Raw genomic sequence first — 20,456 nt, forward strand, 5'->3', positions numbered from 1 at the left:
TGCGCTGGACACACGGATAGCTACGTGCCATAGTGCGATCACTACGTAAATCCTGCGCGATGGGAGCGCTGAGAATGAGTGATCGACGCACACTCGCCAACACTGGCCAGGTGGCTGCCTTCCTCGGTGTGCCGCCCAGGACCGTCGAAGACTGGCGCCGCCAGCGCACCGGGCCTCGGTACTCCCACGTGGGCCGGCATGTTCGGTACCGGTGGGCTGACGTCGAGAAGTGGCTCGACGATCAGGCGAAGGTGGCCGCCTGAGATGACCCAGACACACAGCCGCCCCGCGGGCAACGGGGCGGCGGCAGAGCAGGTCGGCGAGACCAGTAGCGATGCTACGCGTCCGGCTGACGTTCCGCACGCCCGCGCCTACGCCGCGCCACCGTGCCGCGGTCGGTCCCTCTGGCTGGTCGTCGTGCTGACGTGCCCGCACTGCTCAACCAGCCACTCACACCGCGTCGGCGAGGTCGCCCGGCTGCTGTCCAACCGCGTCCGCAAGGCGTGCCCGGTCACCGGCCAGTGGTACCGGCTCGGCCCCGTCCAGCGCCGCAGGAACGCAAGGAGCCGAGCGTGACACCCGCTATCGACCGTGTCCTGGACGCGCTGCGCGACACCACCGGCCTGGTCCGCCAGTCCGGTGGTCAGTGGCAGGCGCGTTGCCCGGCGCACGAGGATCGGAACCCGAGCCTGTCCGTCCGGGCGATCGAGGGGTCGGTGCTGCTGCACTGCCACGCCGGCTGCGACACCCTCGACGTGCTGGCCGCGCTCGACATGACGCCGCGCGACCTCTACGACGAGCCCAGCGGCAACGAGCTGGCCCGCTACCAGTACACCGACGCCGCCGGCAGGCCCACCCGCACCGTGCACCGGCTCGACGGCAAGCGGTTCACGCAGTCCGGCGACAAGCGGGTGCCCGAGCTCTACCGGCTGCCCCGGGTCGTCGAGGCCGTCAACGCCGGTCGCGTGGTCTACCTGGTCGAGGGCGAGAAGGACGTTCACGCGGTCGAGTCGCTGGGCGAGGTGGCGACCACCGCTCCGATGGGTGCTGCCAACTTCGGCGAGGTTGACGTCTCCCCGCTGCGCGGCGCCCAGGTCGTCGCCGTCGTCGACCGCGACGCCGCCGGCCAGAAGTGGGCCGCCCAGGTCGTCGACCGGCTGAACGGCTACGCCGGCCAACTGCGGCTGGTCGAGGCTGCGACGGGCAAGGATGCCGCCGACCACATCGCCGCCGGGCACACGCTCGACGAGCTGCGGTCGGTGGACGTGGACGAGCCCTGGCCTACCCCGATTCGTGTTGACGAAATTGACAGAACTCAGCTCCCGGAGGGTGCCGACCGCTACCCGGCGCCGCTCTGGGCGTTCGTGGATGCCGTCACCGAGGCGCTACAGGTGCCCCGCGAGATGCTGTTCCTGCTCGTTCTGTCAGTTTTGTCAACGGCTTCCGGGGCTCGCTGGCGGGTGCGCGTCGCGCCTGACTGGACCGAGACGCTGGCTCTGTACGTCGTGGCCATCATGGAGTCGGGCGAGCGGAAGTCGGCCAGCATCAAGGCCGCCGGCGGTCCGCTGTACCGGTTCGAGGCGGCGGTGCGGGCCGAGCGTGGGCCGATCATCGCCGAGAAACGGGCACTGCGCGACCTGCGCACCGCCGACGTCGAGCGGCTGAAGCGGGAAGCCCTGAAGGGCAAGGTCGACGAGGCCGAGTACATCAAGGCCGTTCAGGCGCTCGACGAGGCCGACGTGCCCGCGGTGCCGCAGCTGCTCGCCGACGACGTCACCCCCGAGAAGCTCGGTGGGTTGATGTCCGAGCAGGGCGGCCGGATGGGCGTCATGTCCGCTGAGGGTGGCGTCTTCGCCATCCTGGCCGGTCGCTACAGCGGCGGACAGCCGAACATCGACCTGTTCCTGAAGTCGCACGCTGGTGACCCGACCCGCGTGGACCGGACCAGCCGGCCACCGCTGGACATCCCCGAGCCATTCCTCGCCGTCGGGCTGACCATCCAGCCGGCGATCCTCGAAGGGTTGGCCGAGACTCGCGTCTTCCGAGGCTCCGGTCTGCTGGCGCGGTTCCTGTACGCCCTGCCCCGGACCATCATGGGCCGGCGCAACCTCGACCCGTCGCCCGTGCCGGTCGACGTCGCCGAGGCGTACGACCGGGCCGTCCAGCGCATCGCTGAGGTGGCGTGGGGGACGGACTACGTCGCCGAGATGACCCTCGACGCGGACGCCGCCGCCGTGCTGCGCGCCTACCGGGAGGAGCACGAGCCCCGCCTCGATCCCGAGTATGGGGACCTGGCCCACGTCGCCGACTGGGGCAGCAAGCTGCCCGGCCACCTGGTGCGTATCGCGGCACTGTTCACCCTGTTCACCAACCCGCACGCTTCGCTGGTCACCGGCGAAGCGATGGCGGCGGCGGTCGAGCTGGAGCCGTACCTCGTCGACCACGCCAAGACGGCGTTCGACACCATCGGCGGCCGACGGGCGAAGGGTGCCCGTCCCGCCAAGATGCTGGCCTGGATCCGGCGTCACGGGATCGAGCGGTTCACCATCCGCGACGCGCTGCGGGGTGTTCAGGGTCAGGTGTGGGCCACCGACGCCGACGCGGTCCGCGAAGTCGTGGCCGACCTGGAGGACTTCGGGTGGGTGCGCCGCGCACCGGAGCCGAAGCGGGCCGGGCGGGGGCGGCCCAGCGAGCGGTACGACGTCAACCCGGCCGCGCACCGCTCGCGCCGCAGCACCCCCGATCGTGCTGACAGAAATGACAAAACCCCGGCCGAACGGCCCTCCACCCCGGTTTCCGTCATTTCTGTCACGCCGATCAGGGGGGTCACCAACGAGCAGAGGCCGCCGGCCCCTCGCGTCCCGACTCGCGAAGAGGAGTGGTCGGCATGAGCCTGCCCGAGCTGATCAGCCAGGCGCACGCCGCCGGCTTGCGCATCCACACCGACGACGGGGTGAAGCTCACGATCCGCGGGCCGCAGGCCGCCGGGGATCTCGCCCGCGCGCTGCTCGACCGCAAGCCCGAGGTACTGGCCGAACTCGCCAAGAGCCCCGGCGCCGGGCACTGGCTCGTCGCGAGCCGCGCTCTCGGGCGGCCCGTTCCGGTGGCTGCGCCGTACCCGCACACCTGCAACGCCGTCGTCACCGGCACGACCTCGGGCCGGCCAGTGCGCCTCGACCGACGGGACTGCGTTGCCTGCCAGGCCGACCCTGCGGCGCCGGACGATGCCCCGGCGCCGGCCCTCGGCCAGGCCGCGCGGCTGGCACCCATCACCCAGCCCGCTCAGCCCTGCGCCGCCGGGGTCACCCCGTGTGGTGTCGAGCCGGCGCGGCTCTACCCGTGCGGGTGGCGCTGCGACCAGCACGCGCCCGAGCGCGCTCAACCGACCCCCGCTGCCGTAACGGCGGTGCCTCCGGCCTCCGTGGTGCCCAGCGCCACGCCGGATCGCCCGGCACCGCTGCCAACCCCGCCGGTGAAGCTCTCGGCCGTCCTGCCGGCCGACTGGACGGATCTCTTCGCCCTCGACGCACCGCGGCTCGACCCGCCGGTCTGCGAGAAGTGCGGCACCCCGAAGGTGCCCGACGCGGAGATGGCCTACTTCCGGCTCTGCCCGTCATGCACCTCCGGGTCGCTGCGCCCAGCCAATCTGGTCGACCACCTGACCCGCCTGCTCCCCGAGCAGCCCACCCAGCAGTGCCCGCACTGCGGCAACGCCAAGGAGTCCGTGCCGCCGGCCGGCTTCTGGTACGCGTGCCGCGCCTGCAACCCCCAGACCTTCCACCGCGACTGAGGAGCACGACGTGATCAGGACGAAAGGCAACTACCGCGCTGCGTACAAGGACACCAGCGGCCCACGCCCCTTCTGGACCCACCGGAAGGTTGAGGCCTGGGACGACAGCGGCATGGCCCTGGTGGTGAACGAGAAGCAGGGCAGGCTGGCCAGGGCCGACGAGTGGACCAACTTCGCGGGCGTGACTGTCGACGATGACTCCGTTGTCGCCGCAGTGCCGGGCGGGGGCTGGCTGGTCGAGTGGACCGCAGACGACGGCACGACTCACACCGAGCCGCTCCTCGCGTGGGCCGTGAACAGCTCGGGCTGGGCAACCCCGATCGACGGCTCTACCGACGGGCTCGCCATGCCGCTGGAAGACGACACGCGGGGCTGGCGGCTCATCCCGCCGACCGCTCCGGGCGTGGCCCAGTGACCCCCACGCTGGCCCTGGAGCGACTGATGCTGCATCCCGACTTTGAGCGGCTCATCGCGCAGGCCCGCCAGAGCCCCCCGACCGCGTTGACCGACCAGCTCGATGCCGCCACCCGCGATGCCTCCACAGTCACCGACCTGGTTGCTGCGTGTGCCGGTGACTACGCTCCCGGCGCCAGTGCACCCCGCGACCTTCCCGGGTGGCTGCGCCTCGGTCTGCTCGACACCCTCGTTCAGTGGGCCGAGGGCAAGGCGTCCACCTGTCGGCACAGTCCGAGCCCTCACCGCCCGGAGCCGGTGCTCGCCGCAGCGTGGAAACCGGGCGTCGTGAGCTGCGTCCGGTGCGCCCACCTGTGGGCGACCAGCCGCGCAGCCAACCGCACATGCGACTCCTGCGGCCGGTTGTGTGCCGGCCCTGATCGCGGTGACGGGGTCTACCCGGGCATGCTCCGGTTCGGTGCGCTGATCTTCCAGTACGGCACCTGCGGCGACTGCCGGCCCTCCACGGCCAGCGGAAACGGTCTCAGCGCCACGCTGCCAGCCGAACAGGACGCTCCGGGGGGTACGGGAAGGGCCAAACCGCGAGGCGGGAGAGGACGCAGGCGCGGGAAGGGCGGTCGGCGGTGAGCACCTGGCGCCCGCTCGCGGCCCCCGGCCCGGTCAGCGCCGAAACCCTCTCTGCCGCCCGGGGTGCCGCTCTCGCGGCCCTGGCCGCGCCCACCGCTGCCGCAGGGCACCACGCCGCCCGGGTGGAGCTGGGTGCGCTCAGCGTCGACGAGCTGCTCGACGTGGCCGCCGTCCTCGCCGGCATGTCCGGTCGGCCCTGCGACACCCTGCTCACCGTCGAGGAGTGGCTGTCGATGGCGGTCGACCCGTGACGCAACCCCTCACCGGCGGGTGGCTGCTCATCGCCCCTGACGACGCCTGCCGGCTCGCGCAGCTCGTCCGGGCCGGCGCGCTGACGTTCCGCCACCGCCGGAACCTCACCACCGGCGAGGGTGCCCTGCTCATGGTCGTTGAGCAGGCCGCCTACGCGGCCCGCAGTTCCGCCATGGGAACCCCGGCTGTTATGGCAGTGGTTGCTCCCGCAGCGTCAACGGTGACGTCCGGCGAAGCGGCCCGGACGCTGCGGGTCAGCGACAGCTACGTCCGCCGGCTCTGCCGCACCGGGGCTCTCGAAGCCCAGCGCAGCGGAACCGAATGGCACATCGACCCCGACAGCCTGGCCGCGTACGCACTCACGAGAGGCGAGACAGCATGAGCACCTACCAGGGACCGTGGAGCCCCAGCGAGCATCCCGCCGACTGGGCGTACCGGACCGGCCGGGTCACCGCCGAGTCCCGGGAGACGTGGCGCGCCATCTACGACAACGACCCCGACGAGGCCGGACGGACGATCGCCGAGCTGTTCCCCGTCCTCGCCGACCCGACCATGGCGAGACTGATCGCCGTCTCGGCCGAGCAGGAGCGGCGCGAGCAGGCACTCGACGACACCGAGTTTGCCGGCCTGTTCCCGCCCACCGTGCACAACGGCGTCGACGACCTGGACGAGTTCCCCGGACTCTTCCCGCCGCGGCGCCGCTGAAGGCAGGCCGGGGTGCAGCAGCGTCAACGTCACCCGAGGTCGACGGTCGGATCTTCCGTCGACAGCGAGCCGGGGCCGAAGGGCGAGAGCGTGACTCCTTTCCGCGCACCGACCGTCCTGCGCGCCACCCCAACGGCCAGCCCACACCGCCCCCTGACGGACAGGAGACAGCCCATGGACACCGACACCACCACCGCCCGGTACGTGGTCATCGCGGCGTACGTGACGGCCCGAGTCGGCAGCAGCGTCATCCCGCACTGGCAGGGACAGGCCGCCGAGTGGACCTCGGTCGGGTTCATGCGCGACACCACGCTGCCCGAGGACGTGCACCCCGAGGACGTCGAGCGCCTGCTCCGCAAGGGCATGGTCCGGGCGGCCACCGAGCCCAACGAGCAGGGCGACGACGCCGCGTGATCGCCGCAATTCCTATCCAGTCAGGGGAATTGACCACGAAGAGTGACGAGAGTGACGTAACGCTCCGTCACGACGAGGCCCGAAAAAATCCAGACCTGAGCAAACCCGGACCACTGGGGCAGGTCGCTAGCTGTCTGGGCAGTTCCTACATCCCAAGATCGTCACAGACCGTAACACCCATTGCTGCCGGTAACTGCCGGTCATCGTCGCAGGAGGTGCCATGCCGAACCCGCCGAAGTTCGACCCGCAGCGCGGTACACGCGGCCGGGGTGGCGTCGCGCTCCCCGCTGGCGGCCGACATGGCGACCCTCCACCGTGGCCGCTGCCTGGTCGCCAGTCGCTTGACGAGCGCCGGGCCTGGGAGCAGCTGTGGGCGACCCCGCAAGCCGTCGCGTGGGAGCAACTGCGCTGGACGCGAACGGTCGCCCGGTACTGCCGGGTGATGATCGCCGCTGAGCAGCCGGACGCCTCGGCCGCGTTACTCGCGCAGGCCACGGTTCTGGAGGACCGCCTGGGCCTGACGCCGAAGTCCATGCGGTTGCTGCTGTGGCATGTGGCCGCCGACGAGGTGGGCGAGCGCCGGCAGGTGCCACGGGACGTGCGGGGTCGCATCCGCGCGCTCGGCAAGGAGGCCTGAACCACAGCCCCTCAGCCCGGCACCGGCCAGCGGTGCCCGATCGGCCAGATCCGCGCCGTATGCCAGCAGGCCGCCGGCGCCAACCAGTGAAGGAGTTGACAGTGACTAGCTTTGACCTTCGGTGTGGACGGAGAGACGACCATGGCTGATCCGTTGTTCATCGATGCGAGCGGGGGTGCGCCCTCCTACACCGCGGCGAAGATGCGGCAGGGGCTGGCCTTGGCGCTGATGTACGACGGCCGGGCGCTCGGAGCCCGCTCTGGCGTGCGGGCGGGTGGCACGGGCCTCACTGCGTCCCTGGCCAGCTCGACGATCACCGTGCAGCCCGGCGTGGGCTGCATCGACCCGGGCCTGTCGACTCCGCAGGGCCCGTACTGGGTGGCGATCCCCGCAGCGGAGACGCACACGCTCGCCGCGGCCGACGCCAGCAACCCCCGCAAGGACATCGTGATCCTGCGGGTCTACGACCACACCGAGGATTCCAGTGGGCTGCGCCTGGCCCGCACCGAGTACATCGCAGGGGTGGCGAACCCTTCACCGGTCAGGCCGACGCTGCTGCCGGGGATGCTCCGGCTGGCGACGATCGACGTGCCGAAGGTCGGCAGCGGCAGCGCGGTCGTCACCAACGATGCGCCCTACACCGTGGCGGCCGGCGGCATCCTGCCGGTGCGCGCGGCCGGTGACATCGCGGCCGGGGTGGCGGGCCGGTGTCGGTACCGCCTCGACACGGGAGTGCTGGAGCAGGACACGGGCACGGTGTGGCGCAGGGTTGACTGGGGCACGGCGTGGGGTCGGGTCACTGGTGAGCGGTACATCGCCGGTGCGACTGCGCAACTGGCGATCAACTCCGCCGCCGAGTCGTACGCCAACGTTGACCCCGGACCGGCCGCCACGATCGCGGGTCGCTCGTATCAAATCAACGTGATCTTGCGGGTCAAGGTTGGCACCGTTGGCGACTACATCTTCCGCATCCGCGACACCAACCTGAGCGGGTCGGTCCGCGGCTACCGAGCCGTGTATTTCCCGAACACCACCAGCACCTACGAGGTGGAGCTGACCGGCTACTACGACGCCGTGGCGGGCGGCACTGTGCAGTGGCAGGTGACCACGGCCGGCGCCGGCTCGGTGACCGTGTACGCCGGTGATGGCGCGGCTACCGCCATCTCCGAGGTGCTCGACGTCGGCTCGACCCCACTCACGAACATCTCGTGACCGGCGCCGCCTGATCGCTCTGCGGTGGACGGCAGCAGCACGAGGAACGGCCCGCCGGGGCGTGATCCTGGCGGGCCGTTCGGTGTGCTGGTTCACCGGGTCCAGGACACGAACCGCTCGTGCAGCTCCTTGGCCGGGGTGTCCGGCATCTCGACGAGGGCGGCGTCCAGCAGCGACGCCAGGTACATCGACAGGCTGACCCGGTTGTCGCCGTACGTCTCGGCGAGACGAACGCGCGCGGGATCGCACGGCCACGGGGTTTCGCAGGTCCCGCAGTCCCACGTCGGCCGGGTGGGTAGGTGCTCACCCTCCAGGCGCTCGCCGAGCGCGTTGACCGACCGCTGTGCCAGGTTGGCCCATGCCACCCGGGCCGTAGTGGGTTCCTCGGACATCACCGCATGTCCCCCTCTCGCCTCAGGAGCGGAGGCGGCCGGTCCGTCCGACACGGCCACCCCTGCCCTCCCTGGCGGGCCGGCGCCGATGGTCGCGAACGCCGTCCCGTGCACGGGACGTTACGGAGCGTCGCGAATGGGGAGGAAGCTCAACGCTGTCCGGGAACAGGTGGCGGACAGGTCACGCGGTGGCGGACACCAGTGCCTGCCGGTACTCCTGCGTCCACTCCGCGTCGCGCTGGTCAGCGGGCAGGCCGGCGAGCCCTGCCCGCAGGTTGTCCACCGCGGCGACCCGGTCGCCGAGTGCCAGGTACGCCAACCCGAGGCCCATCCGGCTGAACGTCGGCGACAGCCAGTACGCGGTAGCCGGCGGTGCGGCCGACTCAGCGGCGGTAGTGAGGTCGCTGGCCTCACCGAGCAGCCGCACGGCGGCGGGTTGGTCGCCCAGCAGCGCGTACCCGTGCGCGGCCTGGACGGCGTCCCCGATCCGCTGCAACAGCGACGCGTCCGGTGTGTGGTACGCGGCCAGGAAGTAGCGGACGATGCCCCTCGGGTTGCCACGCTGGCGCTCCAGGTAGCCGCGGAAGTTCAGCGCCTGCGCGGCCAGCGGCCCGGAGGCGACCGCGTCGGCCTGGGCGGTCGCCTCGTCGAGCACCCTCACCGCGTCGGCGTCGTTGCGGGCCTCCGCGTGCAGCCAGCCCACGAACTGGGTCCACTCGGCGGCCACGGTGTGCAGCTCGGCGGCGGCCGGGCCTCGGGCTGCAGTGGCGAGGGACTGCACGCTGCGCCACTGCGGCACCGACCAGGGCAGCATCATCGGCGCGGGCAGGACGTCGTCGAGGCGACGTTGCGCGGCCAGCACGTCCGCGAGCAGGTGCACGCTGGCCGCGTCGAGGCGGGTCGGGTGCGCGATCACGTGGGCGAGCCGCTGAGCGTCGTCGGGAGTCGTCACCGCGGGCGCGTCGGCGACCAGGGCGACCAGGGCGCCGCCACCGCCAAGGAGGTTGTCGAGCTGCGCGGCCACCTCGACCGTTGGCCGCGTGCGCGCACTCTCCAAGTCACACAGGTAGCTCTTGCTGAAGTGACCCAGCCTGGCCAGGTCGCGCAGCGACAACCCGCGCTCGCTGCGTAGGCGGGCGAGGGCAGCGGGGAACCGTGGGTCAACGATGGTGCGGATGCGGGCTGGCATGGTGTGCTCCCGGTAGAGGACGGGGGCGGGCAACCGGCCTCTACCCCGGCAGCCCGCCACTTCGGACGGTACACCGACCAGGGACAGCGAACGGCCCGCCAGGATCACCCCCGGCGGGCCGTTCGTCGTGCTGGGCTACTTGGCGCCGGCCCACTCGGTGAGGTCGGTGCGGGCGTACAGGTCGGCGTTGCCCCGACTCCCTCGCGGCTCGGGCACCTTCCCGACGCGCCGTTGCATCCGCTTCTTGGCTGCCTCGTACGACCAGGGCAGCACCCCGGCGTCGATGGCGTCCCGCAAGGTCATCATGTCCCCGTCCCCAGGGACATCCCTGCTCAGGCCGTTATCAGGGTCTGCCGGGGACGTGGCGAGGGCGCGTGCCTGTGCGGTCGTCAGGTAGGCCACCTGGACCTCGGTGGCCTGTCCACCGATGACGATCTGCCACCGGCCCAGCGTCCGCGATGCCCGCGGCATGGACGCCTCAGGTACGAGCATTTTCCAGTTGTTCGCCGTGTACCGCGCCAGGCAGCGGATGCCGAAGTTCTCCCGCGCTTCCGGGCCGCCGATAGCCCGCGCGGTGAGCATCTGCGCGATTGCCAGAACGTTGACCTTCGCCGAGCGGCCCATGAACAGCAGGTCGGCGAGAGCGGCGATGGCCGGCGACCGCTTCGGCTCGCCCTTCTCCCGCACCTCGATCCAGTAGTTCGCCAACTGCCCGATGGTGGCGTTGAGTTCCTCGCAGATGACGAGGTCCCGGGGTCCCGGGTCCCAGTCCTCTTCCTCGTGCATGGCCAGGGTGTTCCGCTCGTCCGCCAGGGCGGCCTTCCGCAGGATCGCGTCGTGCATCTGGTCGGGCCGGGCGCAGTAGTCGACGCCAGGCTGCCCGAGGGCCCAGCGGTGCGAGCCCTTCCGGTCGAGGATGGTTACCCGGCCGCCTCGGGCGAGCACCTGCACGGCGATCAGTTGGGCCAGCACCGACTTCCCGGCGCCCGAGCCGGCGCTGACGGCGATGTGCGGCGAGTCCTCGCGTAGGGAGATGACGACGGGCTTGTCGCCCGCGCCCTGCCCGATGTAGAACTCCCAGTCGGGCAGCTTCGGGAAGTGCGCGGCGACCTGGTCGTGGCCGACCTTCGCCGGGGGCCGCTTGCGGACGGTCCACCGGGCGCGGACCTTCGGGCCGATCTGGTGCCACGACTCGACGAGGTCAGCTACGGGAATCTTGCTGCCGATGATCGACGACACGAGCTGCCTCTGTTCCTTCGTCAGGTACGGGGAGTCGATCAGCACCTCGATACGCGGGCCCAGCTCCTCACCGGGGCGGCGGAACACCTCCAGCCGCGACGTGAGCGGCCGGGCCTGCCGCTGGACGGCCCACAGACCGCGCTGTGCCCGTTCGGGCAGCCACCGAAGCACCGGCTCGATGCGCTCGCCGTAGAGCAGCCTGACGGCTTCCTCGGCCGGTGAGAGCGGCTTCGCCAGGCGCGGGGTGAGGTTGCCCAGCGACGGGTCAACGTGGAGTTGTACGCCGGTCTGTAGCCCGAGCGGCGGGATGATCGCGGCGAGGGTCGGCGCGATGTACTCGCGGTGAAACCGCCGCTGCACGAGGCGCTGCCGGCCCCGCCACGCCGCGGCGAGCCCGAGCAGGGACGCTCCGGTGAGGGTCTGCTCGGGCAGGGCCACGGCCACCCCGGCGGCGGTGGGCATCCCGAGGCGGAACGCCTGACGCTGCCAGCCGGCGAGGCGGCCGGCGCCACGGTGGCGATACGGGTAGCCGTCACGCCCGGACAGCGGCCGACCGGCCAGGAATCGGTAGGTCAGGCGCAGAGCGATCCGCCGGCGGTGCAGTCGGCGGACCAGGCGTTCGATGTCATCTGCCATGCTGATCTTTCCTCCTTCGTGGGGGAAGCGGTGCCCGGCCGGGCTGGCAGGCTGTGGGCCGGGCACCGCGCTTGGTTCGGGTCAGTAGCCGTGCCGCCGCAGGGCCTCGTAGGCGGCGGTCTGGTCGGCCGGCGCAGCGGCGCGAAATGCGCGCTCGAACTTGGTCTTGGCGGCGTCGAACTCGGGGCTGTCGATGTCGCGGTCGGCGGCGTCGGTCTCGGCCATGCCGAGCTTGAGCAGGTTCCTCACCACGTCCCGGTTGATCGGCGGTGCGGGCTTCGGCTTGCTGCTGAACAGGCCCATGGCTGGGCTCCCTTCGGTCAGACGGAGATGATCAGGGCGGCGACGAACAGCCACCCGATGTGCCAGGACTGGTCGAGGGCGTACGCCCCGGTGCCGAGCGACGGGTTGTCGTCCCGGTCAGCGCGGGGGGTGCCGAGCTTCCAGAACACCGCCGAGCCGGTGGCCAGGGCCAGCCGGAACAGCGGGGTGCGCCGGTCGGCGATGTAGTGGCTGGCCAGGTTGACGGCCATGCCGAGCACCATCGGGGCCAGCGCCGGCTGCCACCCGGTCACTGCGGCGAGCAGCGCCAGGGCGACGAGCTGCGTCGCGCCATAGGTGACGACGTGCTTGGCGCAGTTCCACTGCCCGATCCACCCGGCGCGCCCCTTGTGGTCGGCCTGGTGCTGCGTCTGGATCCAGTGGTCGGCGACCTGGTGAGCGGCGTAGAGGGCCACGAACACCGCCGCGAACGTCCCGGTCATCAGCTCTGCCCTGCCTTCTGCTGCTGGGCGGCCGACGCCTTGCGGTGCTTGATCGCGGCGTCGCTGAACATGGGCGGTGCGGCCTTCTGCGCCCGACGGGACAGGTCGGCCATCTGCTCGTCCGTGATCGTGTTCGGCACGGTGGTCATCGCTTGGCGTCCTCTCGCACGAGGTGGCCCAGCGCGGCGCCGATGCCGAGCACGACCACCGGCAGGCACGCCACGACCGTCGTGATCTGCCACGGCGCTCCGGTCGTCGGGGTGGCGATCAGGTGATAGGTGATCTGCGCTCCAGCGCCCAGCGACAGCGCGATGAGCGCGGACGTCATGGCGAACTTGCGGGTTTTGCCCGAGGTTCGCCCGGACAGCCACACGTACAGGGCGTACGCCGCGTAGGTCTCCATGCCGATCGGCAGGGTGATCGCCGTGTCGATCGTGACCAGCGGGCCGCCGTCGCGGGTGAACCCGGGGAGCAGGTCCACCGGCCCGAACCCGGTGAGCTTGCCCAGTTCCACCCAGCCCGCCCACACGGCCACGAACGCCGGCAGCATGAGCAGCCACACCGGCCATACGGCGAGCGGCTTGTCCTTCTTGGGCTCGCCCTCCGTGCCCGGGTGACTGACCGGCGCGACCTGCTCGATCGGCTCGGCAACCACCGGCGTAACGACGGGGGTCGGAACCGGCTCGACCACCGGCACGGACTCGGGTACGCAGTGGGTGCAGCCGTTGGTGCTGCCGATGCACATCGGCGGCAGCGGGTCCGGGCCGATCGGCTCCGCGTAGTCCCACGGGTCGACGGCCGGCGCGCCGTGCCGCTGGAGCAGCTCCCGCGCCAACTCCCGGTGGTAGTCGGGCGCGGTCGGGTCCACCTCGATCCGCCGGGCCGCGGCGACCAGGTCGGCGTCCGACGCGCCACCAGTGCCGCCCCGAACCAGGTTGTAGGTCGTGGTGTCCCGGGCCATGATCTCCCGCGCTCGCTCGGCGATCAGGAGGTCGCGCAGCTCCCCGGCCTTCGGTGCACCGATCCGGAACCGGCGCATCAGCTCGTTACGGGCCGGCACCTCGCCCAACTCCTTGGCGATCTCCCGGGCGGCCGGCAGCAGCTCGTCGACGGGCTGCGGGTACTTCGTGCCATTGGCGGCGGGGGCGGTCATCGGTTCTCTCCCAGGATCTCGGCGAGCAGGTCACGGTGGGCGGCGAACACGGTGCCGCCGTGGATGCTGGCCAGGTGGTTGACCAGGTCGGCGTACGTGTCGGCCGGCACCCACTCGGCTCGGCGGGCGTCGTCCATGCCCTTGACGCGCGGCAGGTCGCCCATGCACTTGGTGAGGTTGAAGCGGACAGGGGTGGTGACCATCCACGCCTCGTCGGAGGCGCGCGGGTCGGGCACGTACCGGGCGGGCAACACCTCGTGGTGCTCCCGGGCCGGGTCGATGGTCAGGCCCGTTTCCTCGGCCAGCTCCCGCACAGCGGCGGCCAGAGCCGTCTCGCCCGGGTCGACGTGACCGCCGGGCAGCGCCCACCCGCGATCGTCGTCGCGCTCGACCATGACCAGCCACCGCCACCCGCGCGGAGTGACCGCCGTGACGATCGCGTCGGCCGCCTGCGCCTCGCCCCAGTGGCCCAGCTCGTTGCGCCCGTACCGGATGCCGGTCGGCGCGTACGGGTTGACCGGTCGGCCGTCAACGAGGGGGAACGGGATCGCGGCGGCGGCACGCCGGGTGGCCCAGTCGATGCGGGTGGGGTCCATCTCCGGATCCGCCCAGGACGCCCCAGCGGCGATCCCGTCGATCACGCTCGGGTGGGTGTAGGTGCGGGCGGTCATCGGGCGTCTCCCTTCGTGCAGACCTTCTTGTGGGCTTCCATGGCCCGGGTCAACGCGGCCTGAGAGGTGCCGTCAGGCACGATCAGCAGCCCGCACGCCTTGCACGTCCAGAGCGTCATCGGGCCATCTCCCGGGCTCGCTGGGTGGCCTGCCGCCGGGCCTCGGCGTTGGCCACCTGGAGGTGACCGACCACGCGCGCCTCACGGGCAGCGCGGGGGTTGTCGCGCAGCACCAGGTGGCGGGCGATGACGAACACGGTGGTGGGGACGGCCACGCCGCCGCCCACGATCAGCAGCAGCAGCTCGTACTCGTTCATGACTGGTCACTCCCAACGCGCTCGATCATGTCCGCGACCGTGTTCACGAGCAGCGACGCACGCTCGACCGAGAACGTGATGACCTCGCGGGGCTCGACGTTCACCGCCGGCTGCTGGTCGTCGCGCCACACGGCGATGTGGATGGTGGGTCGGCCGATGGACTCCGGCTTGACGAGCTGCACGGTGATCCGCTCGTCGACGTAGAAGTAGCGAGAGCCGTGCGACCCGGTCCCCTGAGCGGTGACGGTGCACTCGCTCGGGTAGCACCACCTCGGGTGCACGATGGGCCGGCGCATCAGCGGGCCGCCCAGCTCGTCGACACGCACATGCCGCCGGCGCCGGCCTCGTTGCTGGCGCAGGGCTGGCTGGTGTGGTTGTGGGCGAACGCGAGGACGGCCAGGGCCGCGCACACCAGGACGGTGCGCGCGACCAGGCGGTCAACCATGCCGCGCATCAGCGGGTCACCTTCAGCGAGCCGGGCCCCGCGCAGTTGCGGGTGCCGCACGAAGCGGGTCGCGCGGCGTTGCCCCAGACGGTGACGTAGCAGCCGCAGGGCATCAGCACCGTGCGGGACTCGCTACGGCCGCTCATCGGGCGGCCCGAGCGGCACGCACACCGGCGAGGATCGACAGGGCCAGGCGCTCGGCCTCGTCCAGGGTCAGCTTCGCCCCGTACTCGTCGGTGTCGCCGGTGGACAGGTAGATCGACGTCTCCTCGACGTCGTCGTCGATCGGCGAGTGGAACTCCTGGAGCTGCACGAACAGGCGGCGGCGCTCACCGATCGACGAGCCATCGGCGACCTGGTCGTCGACCAGCGTCCGGCTGTGGGAGAACTCGCCCGAGGCGAACTCGTCATCGAACGTGCAGTTTCCCGAGCACCACGCGACCGAGCAGCGGACCAGCGGGCGACCGAGGAAGTTGGTCAGCCCCTCGACACTCTCGGGGATCCGGACCAGCCGCGTCACGCCGGTCGTCCAGCAGAGCAGGTTGTTGCGGGCGTCGACCGCCTGGTCGACCGTGATGCCCAGGTCGGCGGCAACCTCGTCGTACGTGGCGTGCTGGTCGGCCGCGAGCAGGGCCTCCACGCTGCGACCGGCCGCGAGCGACGCTGCGGCGGCGGGCTGGGTGTTCAGGTGCGCCAGCAGCGCCCGGCTGATCCGGGCCTCACTGGTGCCGAAGCACACCGCCAACTGCTTGTCGCTCATCGGCTGCGCGGAGGTGCGGGCCAGCTCCCACGCCCGGCGGCCGAGCGTCAGCAGCTCGTCGTCAGCTCCCGTCGTAACGACGGTGCCTGCCCGCTGGGTCGGGATGTCGGCGCGACCGGCGTACGCCCGGTTCATCGGGAAGCGGGCCGCCCGGACCTCCTGCTCAGCGACACCGAGCCGGAGAGCGACCTCCGCGTCGGTGAGCGGCTGAACGTACGTGCTGTCCAGCTCCTGGATCCGCTGGGCCAGGTCGGCGCGGATCAGGGCCAGATCGGTGGTGGTGGCGCCGTCGAGCCGGTGCTCCGACGGGACGGATGCGGATGCAAGAATCTTCACGGGTCGCCTCCTACTAGGCGATCAAGGGCCGGGATCACAGGAGCGCCAACTCCTGCCCGGCCCGTCTTTAGTTGTGCGTTGAACACACAATAACTGTGTGGGACGTCCAGCACAACCACTGAGAGCAATCTGGGGCGCATTCGGGGCGCACGACAGCACGGAGCACCCCGTAGTAACCCGGGGTGCTCCGTAGTGTTTCGCCTGGTCAGAGGCGCTATGTGGGCCGTTCTCGCAGGTCGGCGAGAACGGCCGCTCAGTCCAGGGTGAAGTAGTCGGGACCGGAGTAGACGCCGGTCGTCAGCTTGGTGCGCTGCATCAGCAGGTCGTTGAGCAGGCTGGACGCGCCGAAGCGGAACCAGTCCGGGTCGAGCCAGTCCGGGCCGACGGTCTCGTTGACCATCACCAGGTACTTGATGGCGTCCTTGGTGGTCTTGATGCCACCGGCGGGCTTCACGCCCACCTGCCGCCCGGTCGCCTCGCGGAAGTCGCGGACCGCTTCCAGCATCACGAGCGTCACCGGCATCGTCGCCGCGACCGGCACCTTGCCGGTGGAGGTCTTGATGAAGTCGCCGCCGGCCAGCATGGCCAGCCAGGAGGCCCGCCGCACGTTGTCGTAGGTGGCCAGCTCGCCGGTCTCCAGGATCACCTTGAGGTGGGCGTCGCCGCAGGCCTCCTTGGTGGCCACGATCTCGTCGTAGACCTCGGAGTACCGCCCGGCCAGGAACGCGCCCCGGTTGATCACCATGTCGATCTCGTCGGCGCCGGCCGTCACGGCGGCCCGGGTGTCGGCGAGCTTGATCTCCAGCGGCGCCTGGCCGGACGGAAATGCCGTCGCCACGCTGGCCAGGTGCACGATGCCGGGTCCGGCCGGCGCCGAGCCGTCCGCCTCGACCGGTCCGCCGGCTGGCCGTCCGGCCCCGGCGGCGCTGCCGCGCAGCACCTCGGCGACGTACGGGACCATCGCCGGGTAGACGCACACGGCGCCGACGTGCGGGCAGGTCGGGTCGGCCGGGTCGGGGCGCAGCGCCTTCGCGGCGAGCGCGCGCACCTTGCCGGGGGTGTCCGCGCCCTCCAGGGTGGTCAGGTCGACCATCCGGATCGCCAGGTCGATCGCCTGGGCCTTGGCGGTGGTCTTGATGGATCGGGTGCCGAGCTGTGCCGCCCGCTGCTCCGCGCCGACCTGGTCCACGCCCGGTAGGCCGTGCAGGAAGGTCCGCAGAGCGGTCTCGGATCGTCCCAGCTCGGAGAGCTCCGACCGGGCCGACGTCGTTGTCGCCGTCATGCCCCGAAGTCTACGCACCGGAACGCCAAGTGATCTTGCTCACAGCGGGCCGCCGGACGTGAGCGGCGTCGCTGGTCCGACCGCACCCGCACCGGCGTGCCGTACGGACCGGTAGGTTGAGCGATCGTGGACGTACACGTCATTGACCACCCGCTGGCCCAGTCGAGACTGACCGCCATGCGGGACGCGCGCACCGATTCCTCGACGTTCCGGGCCGCGCTGCACGAACTGACCACCATGCTGGTGTACGAGGCGGCGCGCACCTTCCCCGTCGAGCGGTACGCGGTGCAGACGCCGGTCACCGGCACCGAGGGCACCCGGCTGGCCAACCCGCCGCTGCTGGTCCCGGTGCTGCGGGCCGGCCTGGGCATGGCGGACGCCGCGCTCGGCCTGCTGCCGGAGTCCTCGATGGGCTTCGTCGGCCTGGCCCGCGACGAGGAGACCTACGAGCCGCGCGCGTACATGGAGTCGCTGCCCCGCGACCTGGCCGGGCTGCCGGTGCTGGTGCTGGACCCGATGTTGGCCACCGGTGGCTCGCTGGAGCACTCCTGTCGGCTGCTGGCCGACCGCGGCTGCACCGACATCACGGTCGTCTGCGTGCTCGCCGCACCGGTCGGCATCGAGCGGCTGGAACGCTCCGGTCTGCCGTTGCGCCTGGTCACGGCCTCGATCGACGAGGGGCTCAACGACCGCATGTTCATCGTCCCCGGGCTCGGGGACGCCGGCGACCGCCAGTTCGGCGGCATGCCCCGGTTCTGAGGGCGGCACAACCGGTCGGTGCCGGGTTCGGCGGGTCCGTGCGCGGTGTGCACGGACCCGCTACCGTCTCCGGCCATGACTTGTGTTGCGCTCGCCGAGGAGTTGCTGCTCCTCGCCTACGACGACACGACCGGCAAGGCGACCATGCCCCGAATCAGCCTGGACCTGGGCATGGCCGCCGCGGTGCTGGTCGAGCTGGCCCTGGCCGGCCGGATCGCGTACGCCGACGGATCGTTGGCAGTGATCGACCCGACGCCCACCGGCGAGCCGGTCGCCGACGAGGTGCTGGGCCGGGTCGCGGCCGACACCCCGCACAGCCCGGCTTCCTGGGTGCAGCGCCTGCGGCACGGCCTGCGGGACCGGATTCTCGGCGACCTGTGCAGCCAGGGTGTGGTCCGCGACGTCGACGAGACCGAGTTGGGCTTCATCCACGTGCACCGCTACCCGGTCGTGGACGCCACCGTGGAGGCGGAGACCCGGCAGCGGCTGGCCGAGGCGCTGACCGGCGCGGCGGCCCCGGACGAGCGGACCGCCGCGCTGGCCACCCTGGTCGTGGTGCTGCGGATGGAGGCCGCGCTCGGGGTGGACGGCGAGACCGCCGCCGACGCGCGCCGCCGGCTGGAGGAGATCGCCACCGGCGCCGGCTTCTCCGGCGAGGTGAGCACCGACGACTCGGTGGTCCGTCCCTCGGTCGGCCTGGTCGTCGCCGCCCTGGGCCGGGCCGTCGACCAGGCCCTCGGCCCCCGCCGCTGACCCCCGCCGGTCACAGCCCCAGAGCTGTGGCGATCTCGCCGCGCAGGGCGGCGACCGCCTGCGCCGCCCTGCCGCGGGCCGTCCGGACGTCACCGTCCACGACCGGCTCCACCACCTCGAGGTACGCCTTGAGCTTCGGCTCGGTCCCGGACGGGCGGATCACCACCCGGGCCACCCCGGTACGCAGGATCACCACGTCCGCCTCGGGTAGCAGGTCCCGGACGCTGTCGACCGGGTGCCCGAGCAGGGTGGTCGGGGTGTCCGCCCGGATCCGGGCCATCGCGTCGGTGATCACCTGGAGGTCGTCCACCCGGGCGGAGAGCTGGTCGGTGTGGTGTACGCCGAATTCGGCGGCCAACTCGTCCAGCCGGTCGGTCAACGTACGGCCCTGCGTCTTCAGGCCGGCGGCCAGCTCGGCCACGGTCAGCGCGGCGGTGATGCCGTCCTTGTCCCGGACGTGCTCGGGCGCCACGCAGTAGCCGAGCGCCTCCTCGTAGCCGAAGACAAGCGGTGCGCTGCCGCCGCCGGCCCGGACGATCCACTTGAAACCGGTGAGCGTCTCGTCGTACGGCAGGCCCCGGGCCGCGCACATCGCCCGCAGCAGTGACGACGACACGATCGTGGTGGCGTAGAGCCCGGTCACCCCACGGCGCATCAGGTGGTCGGCGAGCAGTACGCCCACCTCGTCGCCGCGCAGCATCCGCCAGGCCTGCCCGCCGTCCGCGCTGTCGCGGACGACCACCGCGCAGCGGTCGGCGTCCGGGTCGTTGGCGATGGCGAGGTCCGCGCCCGTGGAGTCGGCCAGCGCGATCAACCGGTCCACCGCCCCCGGCTCCTCCGGGTTGGGAAACGACACAGTCGGAAACGCCGGGTCCGGCTCGGCCTGGTCGGGCACCACACCGGGCACCGGGAAACCGGCGCTGGCGAAGGCCGCGGTGAGCACCGCCGCGCCCACCCCGTGCAGCGGGGTGTACGCCACGGTCAGGTCCCGGGGCCCGTCCGGGTCGATCACGGCGGTGGCCCGTTCCACGTACGAGGCGGCCAGGTCGTCACCGAGCACCTGCCCGGGTGGGCCCAGCGGCACCTGGGTCAGCGGGCCGACCGCCCGGATGGCCGCCTCGATACCGGCGTCGGCGGGCGGCACGATCTGCGCGCCGGCACCCAGCTCACCGCCCAGCTCCGCGCCGAGGTAGACCTTGTAGCCGTTGTCCTGGGGTGGGTTGTGGCTGGCCGTGACCATCACTCCGGCGACCCCGCCGAGTTGGCGCACCGCGTACGCCAGCACCGGGGTGGGCAGGGGGCGGGGCAGCAGCAGCGCCGGGCGGCCCGCCCCGGTGGCCACCTGGGCGGTGCGCTCGGCGAACTGCCGGGAGCCGTGCCGGGCGTCGTACCCGATCACCAGGGGACCGGTGCCACCCTGGGCCGCGAGCCAGCCGACCAGGCCGGCAGCGGCCTGGGTGACCACGGCGAGGTTCATGCCGTTCGGGCCGGCACGCAGCGGGCCGCGCAGGCCCGCCGTGCCGAAGGTCAGCGGACCGGCGAACCGGTCGGCCAGCTCCGGGGCGCTCGCCGGCAGCCGGTCGAGCACCGCCGTCAGCTCGTCCCGGCTGGCCGGGTCGGGGTCGTCGGCCAGCCAGCGCTGGGCTTGCTCGCGAATGTCGTCGATGTCAGTGGTGTCCGCCGCCATGCCTCTTGATAGCACGGCGGCGG

Annotated in this window: 28 protein-coding genes; 12 read left to right on the forward strand and 16 right to left on the reverse strand. The window is 71.9% G+C overall.

What is annotated here, in order from left to right; all coding sequences use genetic code 11:
- Window positions 1–74: 74 nt before the first annotated feature.
- From ACGFH8_RS11805 to ACGFH8_RS11850, 10 genes are all read left to right on the forward strand, one after another.
- Complete coding sequence (locus ACGFH8_RS11805; RefSeq protein WP_393366275.1) at window positions 75–263, forward strand: helix-turn-helix transcriptional regulator; 189 nt, start codon at window positions 75–77, stop codon at window positions 261–263.
- Between the two features lie 309 nt (window positions 264–572).
- A complete protein-coding gene (locus ACGFH8_RS11810) occupies window positions 573–2,891 on the forward strand; it encodes a DUF3987 domain-containing protein (RefSeq protein ID WP_393366276.1) in 2,319 nt (772 codons plus the stop codon).
- The gene (locus ACGFH8_RS11815) at window positions 2,888–3,790 is read left to right on the forward strand and encodes a hypothetical protein (RefSeq protein ID WP_393366278.1); all 903 of its coding nucleotides are present in this window, start codon (window positions 2,888–2,890) and stop codon (window positions 3,788–3,790) included. Before ACGFH8_RS11810 ends, ACGFH8_RS11815 begins: the two co-directional genes overlap by 4 nt.
- Before the next feature lie 10 nt (window positions 3,791–3,800).
- Window positions 3,801–4,205 (forward strand): hypothetical protein, encoded by a 405-nt coding sequence (locus ACGFH8_RS11820; protein ID WP_393366280.1) that lies wholly within the window; start codon window positions 3,801–3,803, stop codon window positions 4,203–4,205.
- Between the two features lie 622 nt (window positions 4,206–4,827).
- On the forward strand, window positions 4,828–5,082 hold the full coding sequence (locus ACGFH8_RS11825; protein WP_393366282.1) for a hypothetical protein: 255 nt from the start codon (window positions 4,828–4,830) through the stop codon (window positions 5,080–5,082).
- Window positions 5,079–5,465 carry a helix-turn-helix domain-containing protein gene (locus ACGFH8_RS11830; RefSeq protein WP_393366283.1) on the forward strand — a complete coding sequence of 129 codons (387 nt, stop codon included), beginning with the start codon at window positions 5,079–5,081 and terminating at the stop codon, window positions 5,463–5,465. The genes ACGFH8_RS11825 and ACGFH8_RS11830 overlap by 4 nt, the downstream gene beginning before the upstream one ends.
- Complete coding sequence (locus tag ACGFH8_RS11835) at window positions 5,462–5,788, forward strand: hypothetical protein (RefSeq protein WP_393366285.1); 327 nt, start codon at window positions 5,462–5,464, stop codon at window positions 5,786–5,788. Before ACGFH8_RS11830 ends, ACGFH8_RS11835 begins: the two co-directional genes overlap by 4 nt.
- Window positions 5,789–5,962: 174 nt before the next feature.
- Window positions 5,963–6,202 (forward strand): hypothetical protein, encoded by a 240-nt coding sequence (locus tag ACGFH8_RS11840; protein WP_393366287.1) that lies wholly within the window; start codon window positions 5,963–5,965, stop codon window positions 6,200–6,202.
- A 220-nt stretch (window positions 6,203–6,422) separates the two neighbouring features.
- Entirely contained in the window at window positions 6,423–6,839 is a 417-nt protein-coding gene (locus ACGFH8_RS11845) for a hypothetical protein (protein WP_393366289.1), read from the forward strand.
- A gap of 141 nt (window positions 6,840–6,980) precedes the next feature.
- Window positions 6,981–8,051 (forward strand): hypothetical protein, encoded by a 1,071-nt coding sequence (locus ACGFH8_RS11850; protein WP_393366290.1) that lies wholly within the window; start codon window positions 6,981–6,983, stop codon window positions 8,049–8,051.
- 92 nt (window positions 8,052–8,143) lie between these two features.
- Here the strand turns inward: ACGFH8_RS11850 and ACGFH8_RS11855 are convergent, their stop codons facing one another.
- The 15 genes from ACGFH8_RS11855 to deoC all read right to left on the reverse strand — a co-directional run bounded on the left by ACGFH8_RS11855 (window position 8,144) and on the right by deoC (window position 17,234).
- Window positions 8,144–8,443 carry a hypothetical protein gene (locus ACGFH8_RS11855; RefSeq protein ID WP_393366292.1) on the reverse strand — a complete coding sequence of 100 codons (300 nt, stop codon included), beginning with the start codon at window positions 8,441–8,443 and terminating at the stop codon, window positions 8,144–8,146.
- Window positions 8,444–8,624: 181 nt separating this feature from the next.
- Window positions 8,625–9,632, reverse strand: coding sequence for a multiprotein-bridging factor 1 family protein (locus ACGFH8_RS11860; protein WP_393366293.1), 1,008 nt, complete (start codon window positions 9,630–9,632; stop codon window positions 8,625–8,627).
- A 135-nt stretch (window positions 9,633–9,767) separates the two neighbouring features.
- A complete protein-coding gene (locus tag ACGFH8_RS11865; protein ID WP_393366295.1) occupies window positions 9,768–11,507 on the reverse strand; it encodes a helicase HerA domain-containing protein in 1,740 nt (579 codons plus the stop codon).
- 81 nt (window positions 11,508–11,588) lie between these two features.
- Window positions 11,589–11,810, reverse strand: a complete 222-nt coding sequence (locus ACGFH8_RS11870) for a hypothetical protein (RefSeq protein ID WP_357368536.1) — start codon at window positions 11,808–11,810, stop codon at window positions 11,589–11,591.
- A 17-nt stretch (window positions 11,811–11,827) separates the two neighbouring features.
- Window positions 11,828–12,271, reverse strand: coding sequence for a DUF3307 domain-containing protein (locus ACGFH8_RS11875; protein WP_393366297.1), 444 nt, complete (start codon window positions 12,269–12,271; stop codon window positions 11,828–11,830).
- Window positions 12,271–12,420: a hypothetical protein gene (locus tag ACGFH8_RS11880; protein ID WP_393366299.1), complete on the reverse strand. Its 150-nt coding sequence runs from the start codon at window positions 12,418–12,420 to the stop codon at window positions 12,271–12,273. Before ACGFH8_RS11880 ends, ACGFH8_RS11875 begins: the two co-directional genes overlap by 1 nt.
- Complete coding sequence (locus tag ACGFH8_RS11885) at window positions 12,417–13,424, reverse strand: ABC transporter permease (protein WP_393366301.1); 1,008 nt, start codon at window positions 13,422–13,424, stop codon at window positions 12,417–12,419. The genes ACGFH8_RS11880 and ACGFH8_RS11885 overlap by 4 nt, the downstream gene beginning before the upstream one ends.
- The gene (locus ACGFH8_RS11890; RefSeq protein WP_393366302.1) at window positions 13,421–14,095 is read right to left on the reverse strand and encodes an NUDIX domain-containing protein; all 675 of its coding nucleotides are present in this window, start codon (window positions 14,093–14,095) and stop codon (window positions 13,421–13,423) included. The genes ACGFH8_RS11885 and ACGFH8_RS11890 overlap by 4 nt, the downstream gene beginning before the upstream one ends.
- A complete protein-coding gene (locus tag ACGFH8_RS11895; protein ID WP_393366304.1) occupies window positions 14,092–14,214 on the reverse strand; it encodes a hypothetical protein in 123 nt (40 codons plus the stop codon). Before ACGFH8_RS11895 ends, ACGFH8_RS11890 begins: the two co-directional genes overlap by 4 nt.
- Window positions 14,211–14,411: a hypothetical protein gene (locus ACGFH8_RS11900; RefSeq protein ID WP_393366306.1), complete on the reverse strand. Its 201-nt coding sequence runs from the start codon at window positions 14,409–14,411 to the stop codon at window positions 14,211–14,213. The genes ACGFH8_RS11895 and ACGFH8_RS11900 overlap by 4 nt, the downstream gene beginning before the upstream one ends.
- Complete coding sequence (locus ACGFH8_RS11905) at window positions 14,408–14,707, reverse strand: hypothetical protein (RefSeq protein ID WP_393366308.1); 300 nt, start codon at window positions 14,705–14,707, stop codon at window positions 14,408–14,410. Before ACGFH8_RS11905 ends, ACGFH8_RS11900 begins: the two co-directional genes overlap by 4 nt.
- Window positions 14,707–14,865: a hypothetical protein gene (locus ACGFH8_RS11910; RefSeq protein ID WP_393366309.1), complete on the reverse strand. Its 159-nt coding sequence runs from the start codon at window positions 14,863–14,865 to the stop codon at window positions 14,707–14,709. The genes ACGFH8_RS11905 and ACGFH8_RS11910 overlap by 1 nt, the downstream gene beginning before the upstream one ends.
- Window positions 14,865–15,002 carry a hypothetical protein gene (locus ACGFH8_RS11915; protein ID WP_393366310.1) on the reverse strand — a complete coding sequence of 46 codons (138 nt, stop codon included), beginning with the start codon at window positions 15,000–15,002 and terminating at the stop codon, window positions 14,865–14,867. The genes ACGFH8_RS11910 and ACGFH8_RS11915 overlap by 1 nt, the downstream gene beginning before the upstream one ends.
- The gene (locus ACGFH8_RS11920; RefSeq protein ID WP_393366312.1) at window positions 14,999–15,952 is read right to left on the reverse strand and encodes a hypothetical protein; all 954 of its coding nucleotides are present in this window, start codon (window positions 15,950–15,952) and stop codon (window positions 14,999–15,001) included. The genes ACGFH8_RS11915 and ACGFH8_RS11920 overlap by 4 nt, the downstream gene beginning before the upstream one ends.
- A 253-nt stretch (window positions 15,953–16,205) precedes the next feature.
- Window positions 16,206–17,234, reverse strand: coding sequence for a deoxyribose-phosphate aldolase (deoC, locus tag ACGFH8_RS11925; protein WP_393366314.1), 1,029 nt, complete (start codon window positions 17,232–17,234; stop codon window positions 16,206–16,208).
- A gap of 126 nt (window positions 17,235–17,360) precedes the next feature.
- Between deoC and upp the strand changes: the two genes are divergently transcribed.
- Complete coding sequence (gene upp, locus ACGFH8_RS11930; protein ID WP_393366316.1) at window positions 17,361–17,993, forward strand: uracil phosphoribosyltransferase; 633 nt, start codon at window positions 17,361–17,363, stop codon at window positions 17,991–17,993.
- Window positions 17,994–18,068: 75 nt separating this feature from the next.
- Window positions 18,069–18,746 (forward strand): GPP34 family phosphoprotein, encoded by a 678-nt coding sequence (locus ACGFH8_RS11935; RefSeq protein ID WP_393366318.1) that lies wholly within the window; start codon window positions 18,069–18,071, stop codon window positions 18,744–18,746.
- A gap of 10 nt (window positions 18,747–18,756) precedes the next feature.
- Here the strand turns inward: ACGFH8_RS11935 and ACGFH8_RS11940 are convergent, their stop codons facing one another.
- Entirely contained in the window at window positions 18,757–20,433 is a 1,677-nt protein-coding gene (locus tag ACGFH8_RS11940; RefSeq protein ID WP_393366320.1) for a phospho-sugar mutase, read from the reverse strand.
- Between the last annotated feature and the right edge of the window lie 23 nt (window positions 20,434–20,456).

It is taken from the genome of Micromonospora sp. NPDC049175 (assembly GCF_043197345.1).
GTDB lineage: Bacteria > Actinomycetota > Actinomycetes > Mycobacteriales > Micromonosporaceae > Micromonospora.

Coding starts and splice junctions, on each gene's coding strand:
- ACGFH8_RS11805 (WP_393366275.1), top strand. CDS start 75: ATGAGTGATCGACGCACACTCGCCAACACTGGCCAGGTGGCTGCCTTC.
- ACGFH8_RS11815 (WP_393366278.1), top strand. CDS start 2,888: ATGAGCCTGCCCGAGCTGATCAGCCAGGCGCACGCCGCCGGCTTGCGC.
- ACGFH8_RS11835 (WP_393366285.1), top strand. CDS start 5,462: ATGAGCACCTACCAGGGACCGTGGAGCCCCAGCGAGCATCCCGCCGAC.
- ACGFH8_RS11840 (WP_393366287.1), top strand. CDS start 5,963: ATGGACACCGACACCACCACCGCCCGGTACGTGGTCATCGCGGCGTAC.
- ACGFH8_RS11845 (WP_393366289.1), top strand. CDS start 6,423: ATGCCGAACCCGCCGAAGTTCGACCCGCAGCGCGGTACACGCGGCCGG.
- ACGFH8_RS11850 (WP_393366290.1), top strand. CDS start 6,981: ATGGCTGATCCGTTGTTCATCGATGCGAGCGGGGGTGCGCCCTCCTAC.
- ACGFH8_RS11855 (WP_393366292.1), bottom strand. CDS start 8,443: ATGTCCGAGGAACCCACTACGGCCCGGGTGGCATGGGCCAACCTGGCA.
- ACGFH8_RS11860 (WP_393366293.1), bottom strand. CDS start 9,632: ATGCCAGCCCGCATCCGCACCATCGTTGACCCACGGTTCCCCGCTGCC.
- ACGFH8_RS11865 (WP_393366295.1), bottom strand. CDS start 11,507: ATGGCAGATGACATCGAACGCCTGGTCCGCCGACTGCACCGCCGGCGG.
- ACGFH8_RS11870 (WP_357368536.1), bottom strand. CDS start 11,810: ATGGGCCTGTTCAGCAGCAAGCCGAAGCCCGCACCGCCGATCAACCGG.
- ACGFH8_RS11875 (WP_393366297.1), bottom strand. CDS start 12,271: ATGACCGGGACGTTCGCGGCGGTGTTCGTGGCCCTCTACGCCGCTCAC.
- ACGFH8_RS11880 (WP_393366299.1), bottom strand. CDS start 12,420: ATGACCACCGTGCCGAACACGATCACGGACGAGCAGATGGCCGACCTG.
- ACGFH8_RS11885 (WP_393366301.1), bottom strand. CDS start 13,424: ATGACCGCCCCCGCCGCCAATGGCACGAAGTACCCGCAGCCCGTCGAC.
- ACGFH8_RS11890 (WP_393366302.1), bottom strand. CDS start 14,095: ATGACCGCCCGCACCTACACCCACCCGAGCGTGATCGACGGGATCGCC.
- ACGFH8_RS11895 (WP_393366304.1), bottom strand. CDS start 14,214: ATGACGCTCTGGACGTGCAAGGCGTGCGGGCTGCTGATCGTGCCTGAC.
- ACGFH8_RS11900 (WP_393366306.1), bottom strand. CDS start 14,411: ATGAACGAGTACGAGCTGCTGCTGCTGATCGTGGGCGGCGGCGTGGCC.
- ACGFH8_RS11905 (WP_393366308.1), bottom strand. CDS start 14,707: ATGCGCCGGCCCATCGTGCACCCGAGGTGGTGCTACCCGAGCGAGTGC.
- ACGFH8_RS11910 (WP_393366309.1), bottom strand. CDS start 14,865: ATGCGCGGCATGGTTGACCGCCTGGTCGCGCGCACCGTCCTGGTGTGC.
- ACGFH8_RS11915 (WP_393366310.1), bottom strand. CDS start 15,002: ATGAGCGGCCGTAGCGAGTCCCGCACGGTGCTGATGCCCTGCGGCTGC.
- deoC (WP_393366314.1), bottom strand. CDS start 17,234: ATGACGGCGACAACGACGTCGGCCCGGTCGGAGCTCTCCGAGCTGGGA.
- ACGFH8_RS11935 (WP_393366318.1), top strand. CDS start 18,069: ATGACTTGTGTTGCGCTCGCCGAGGAGTTGCTGCTCCTCGCCTACGAC.
- ACGFH8_RS11940 (WP_393366320.1), bottom strand. CDS start 20,433: ATGGCGGCGGACACCACTGACATCGACGACATTCGCGAGCAAGCCCAG.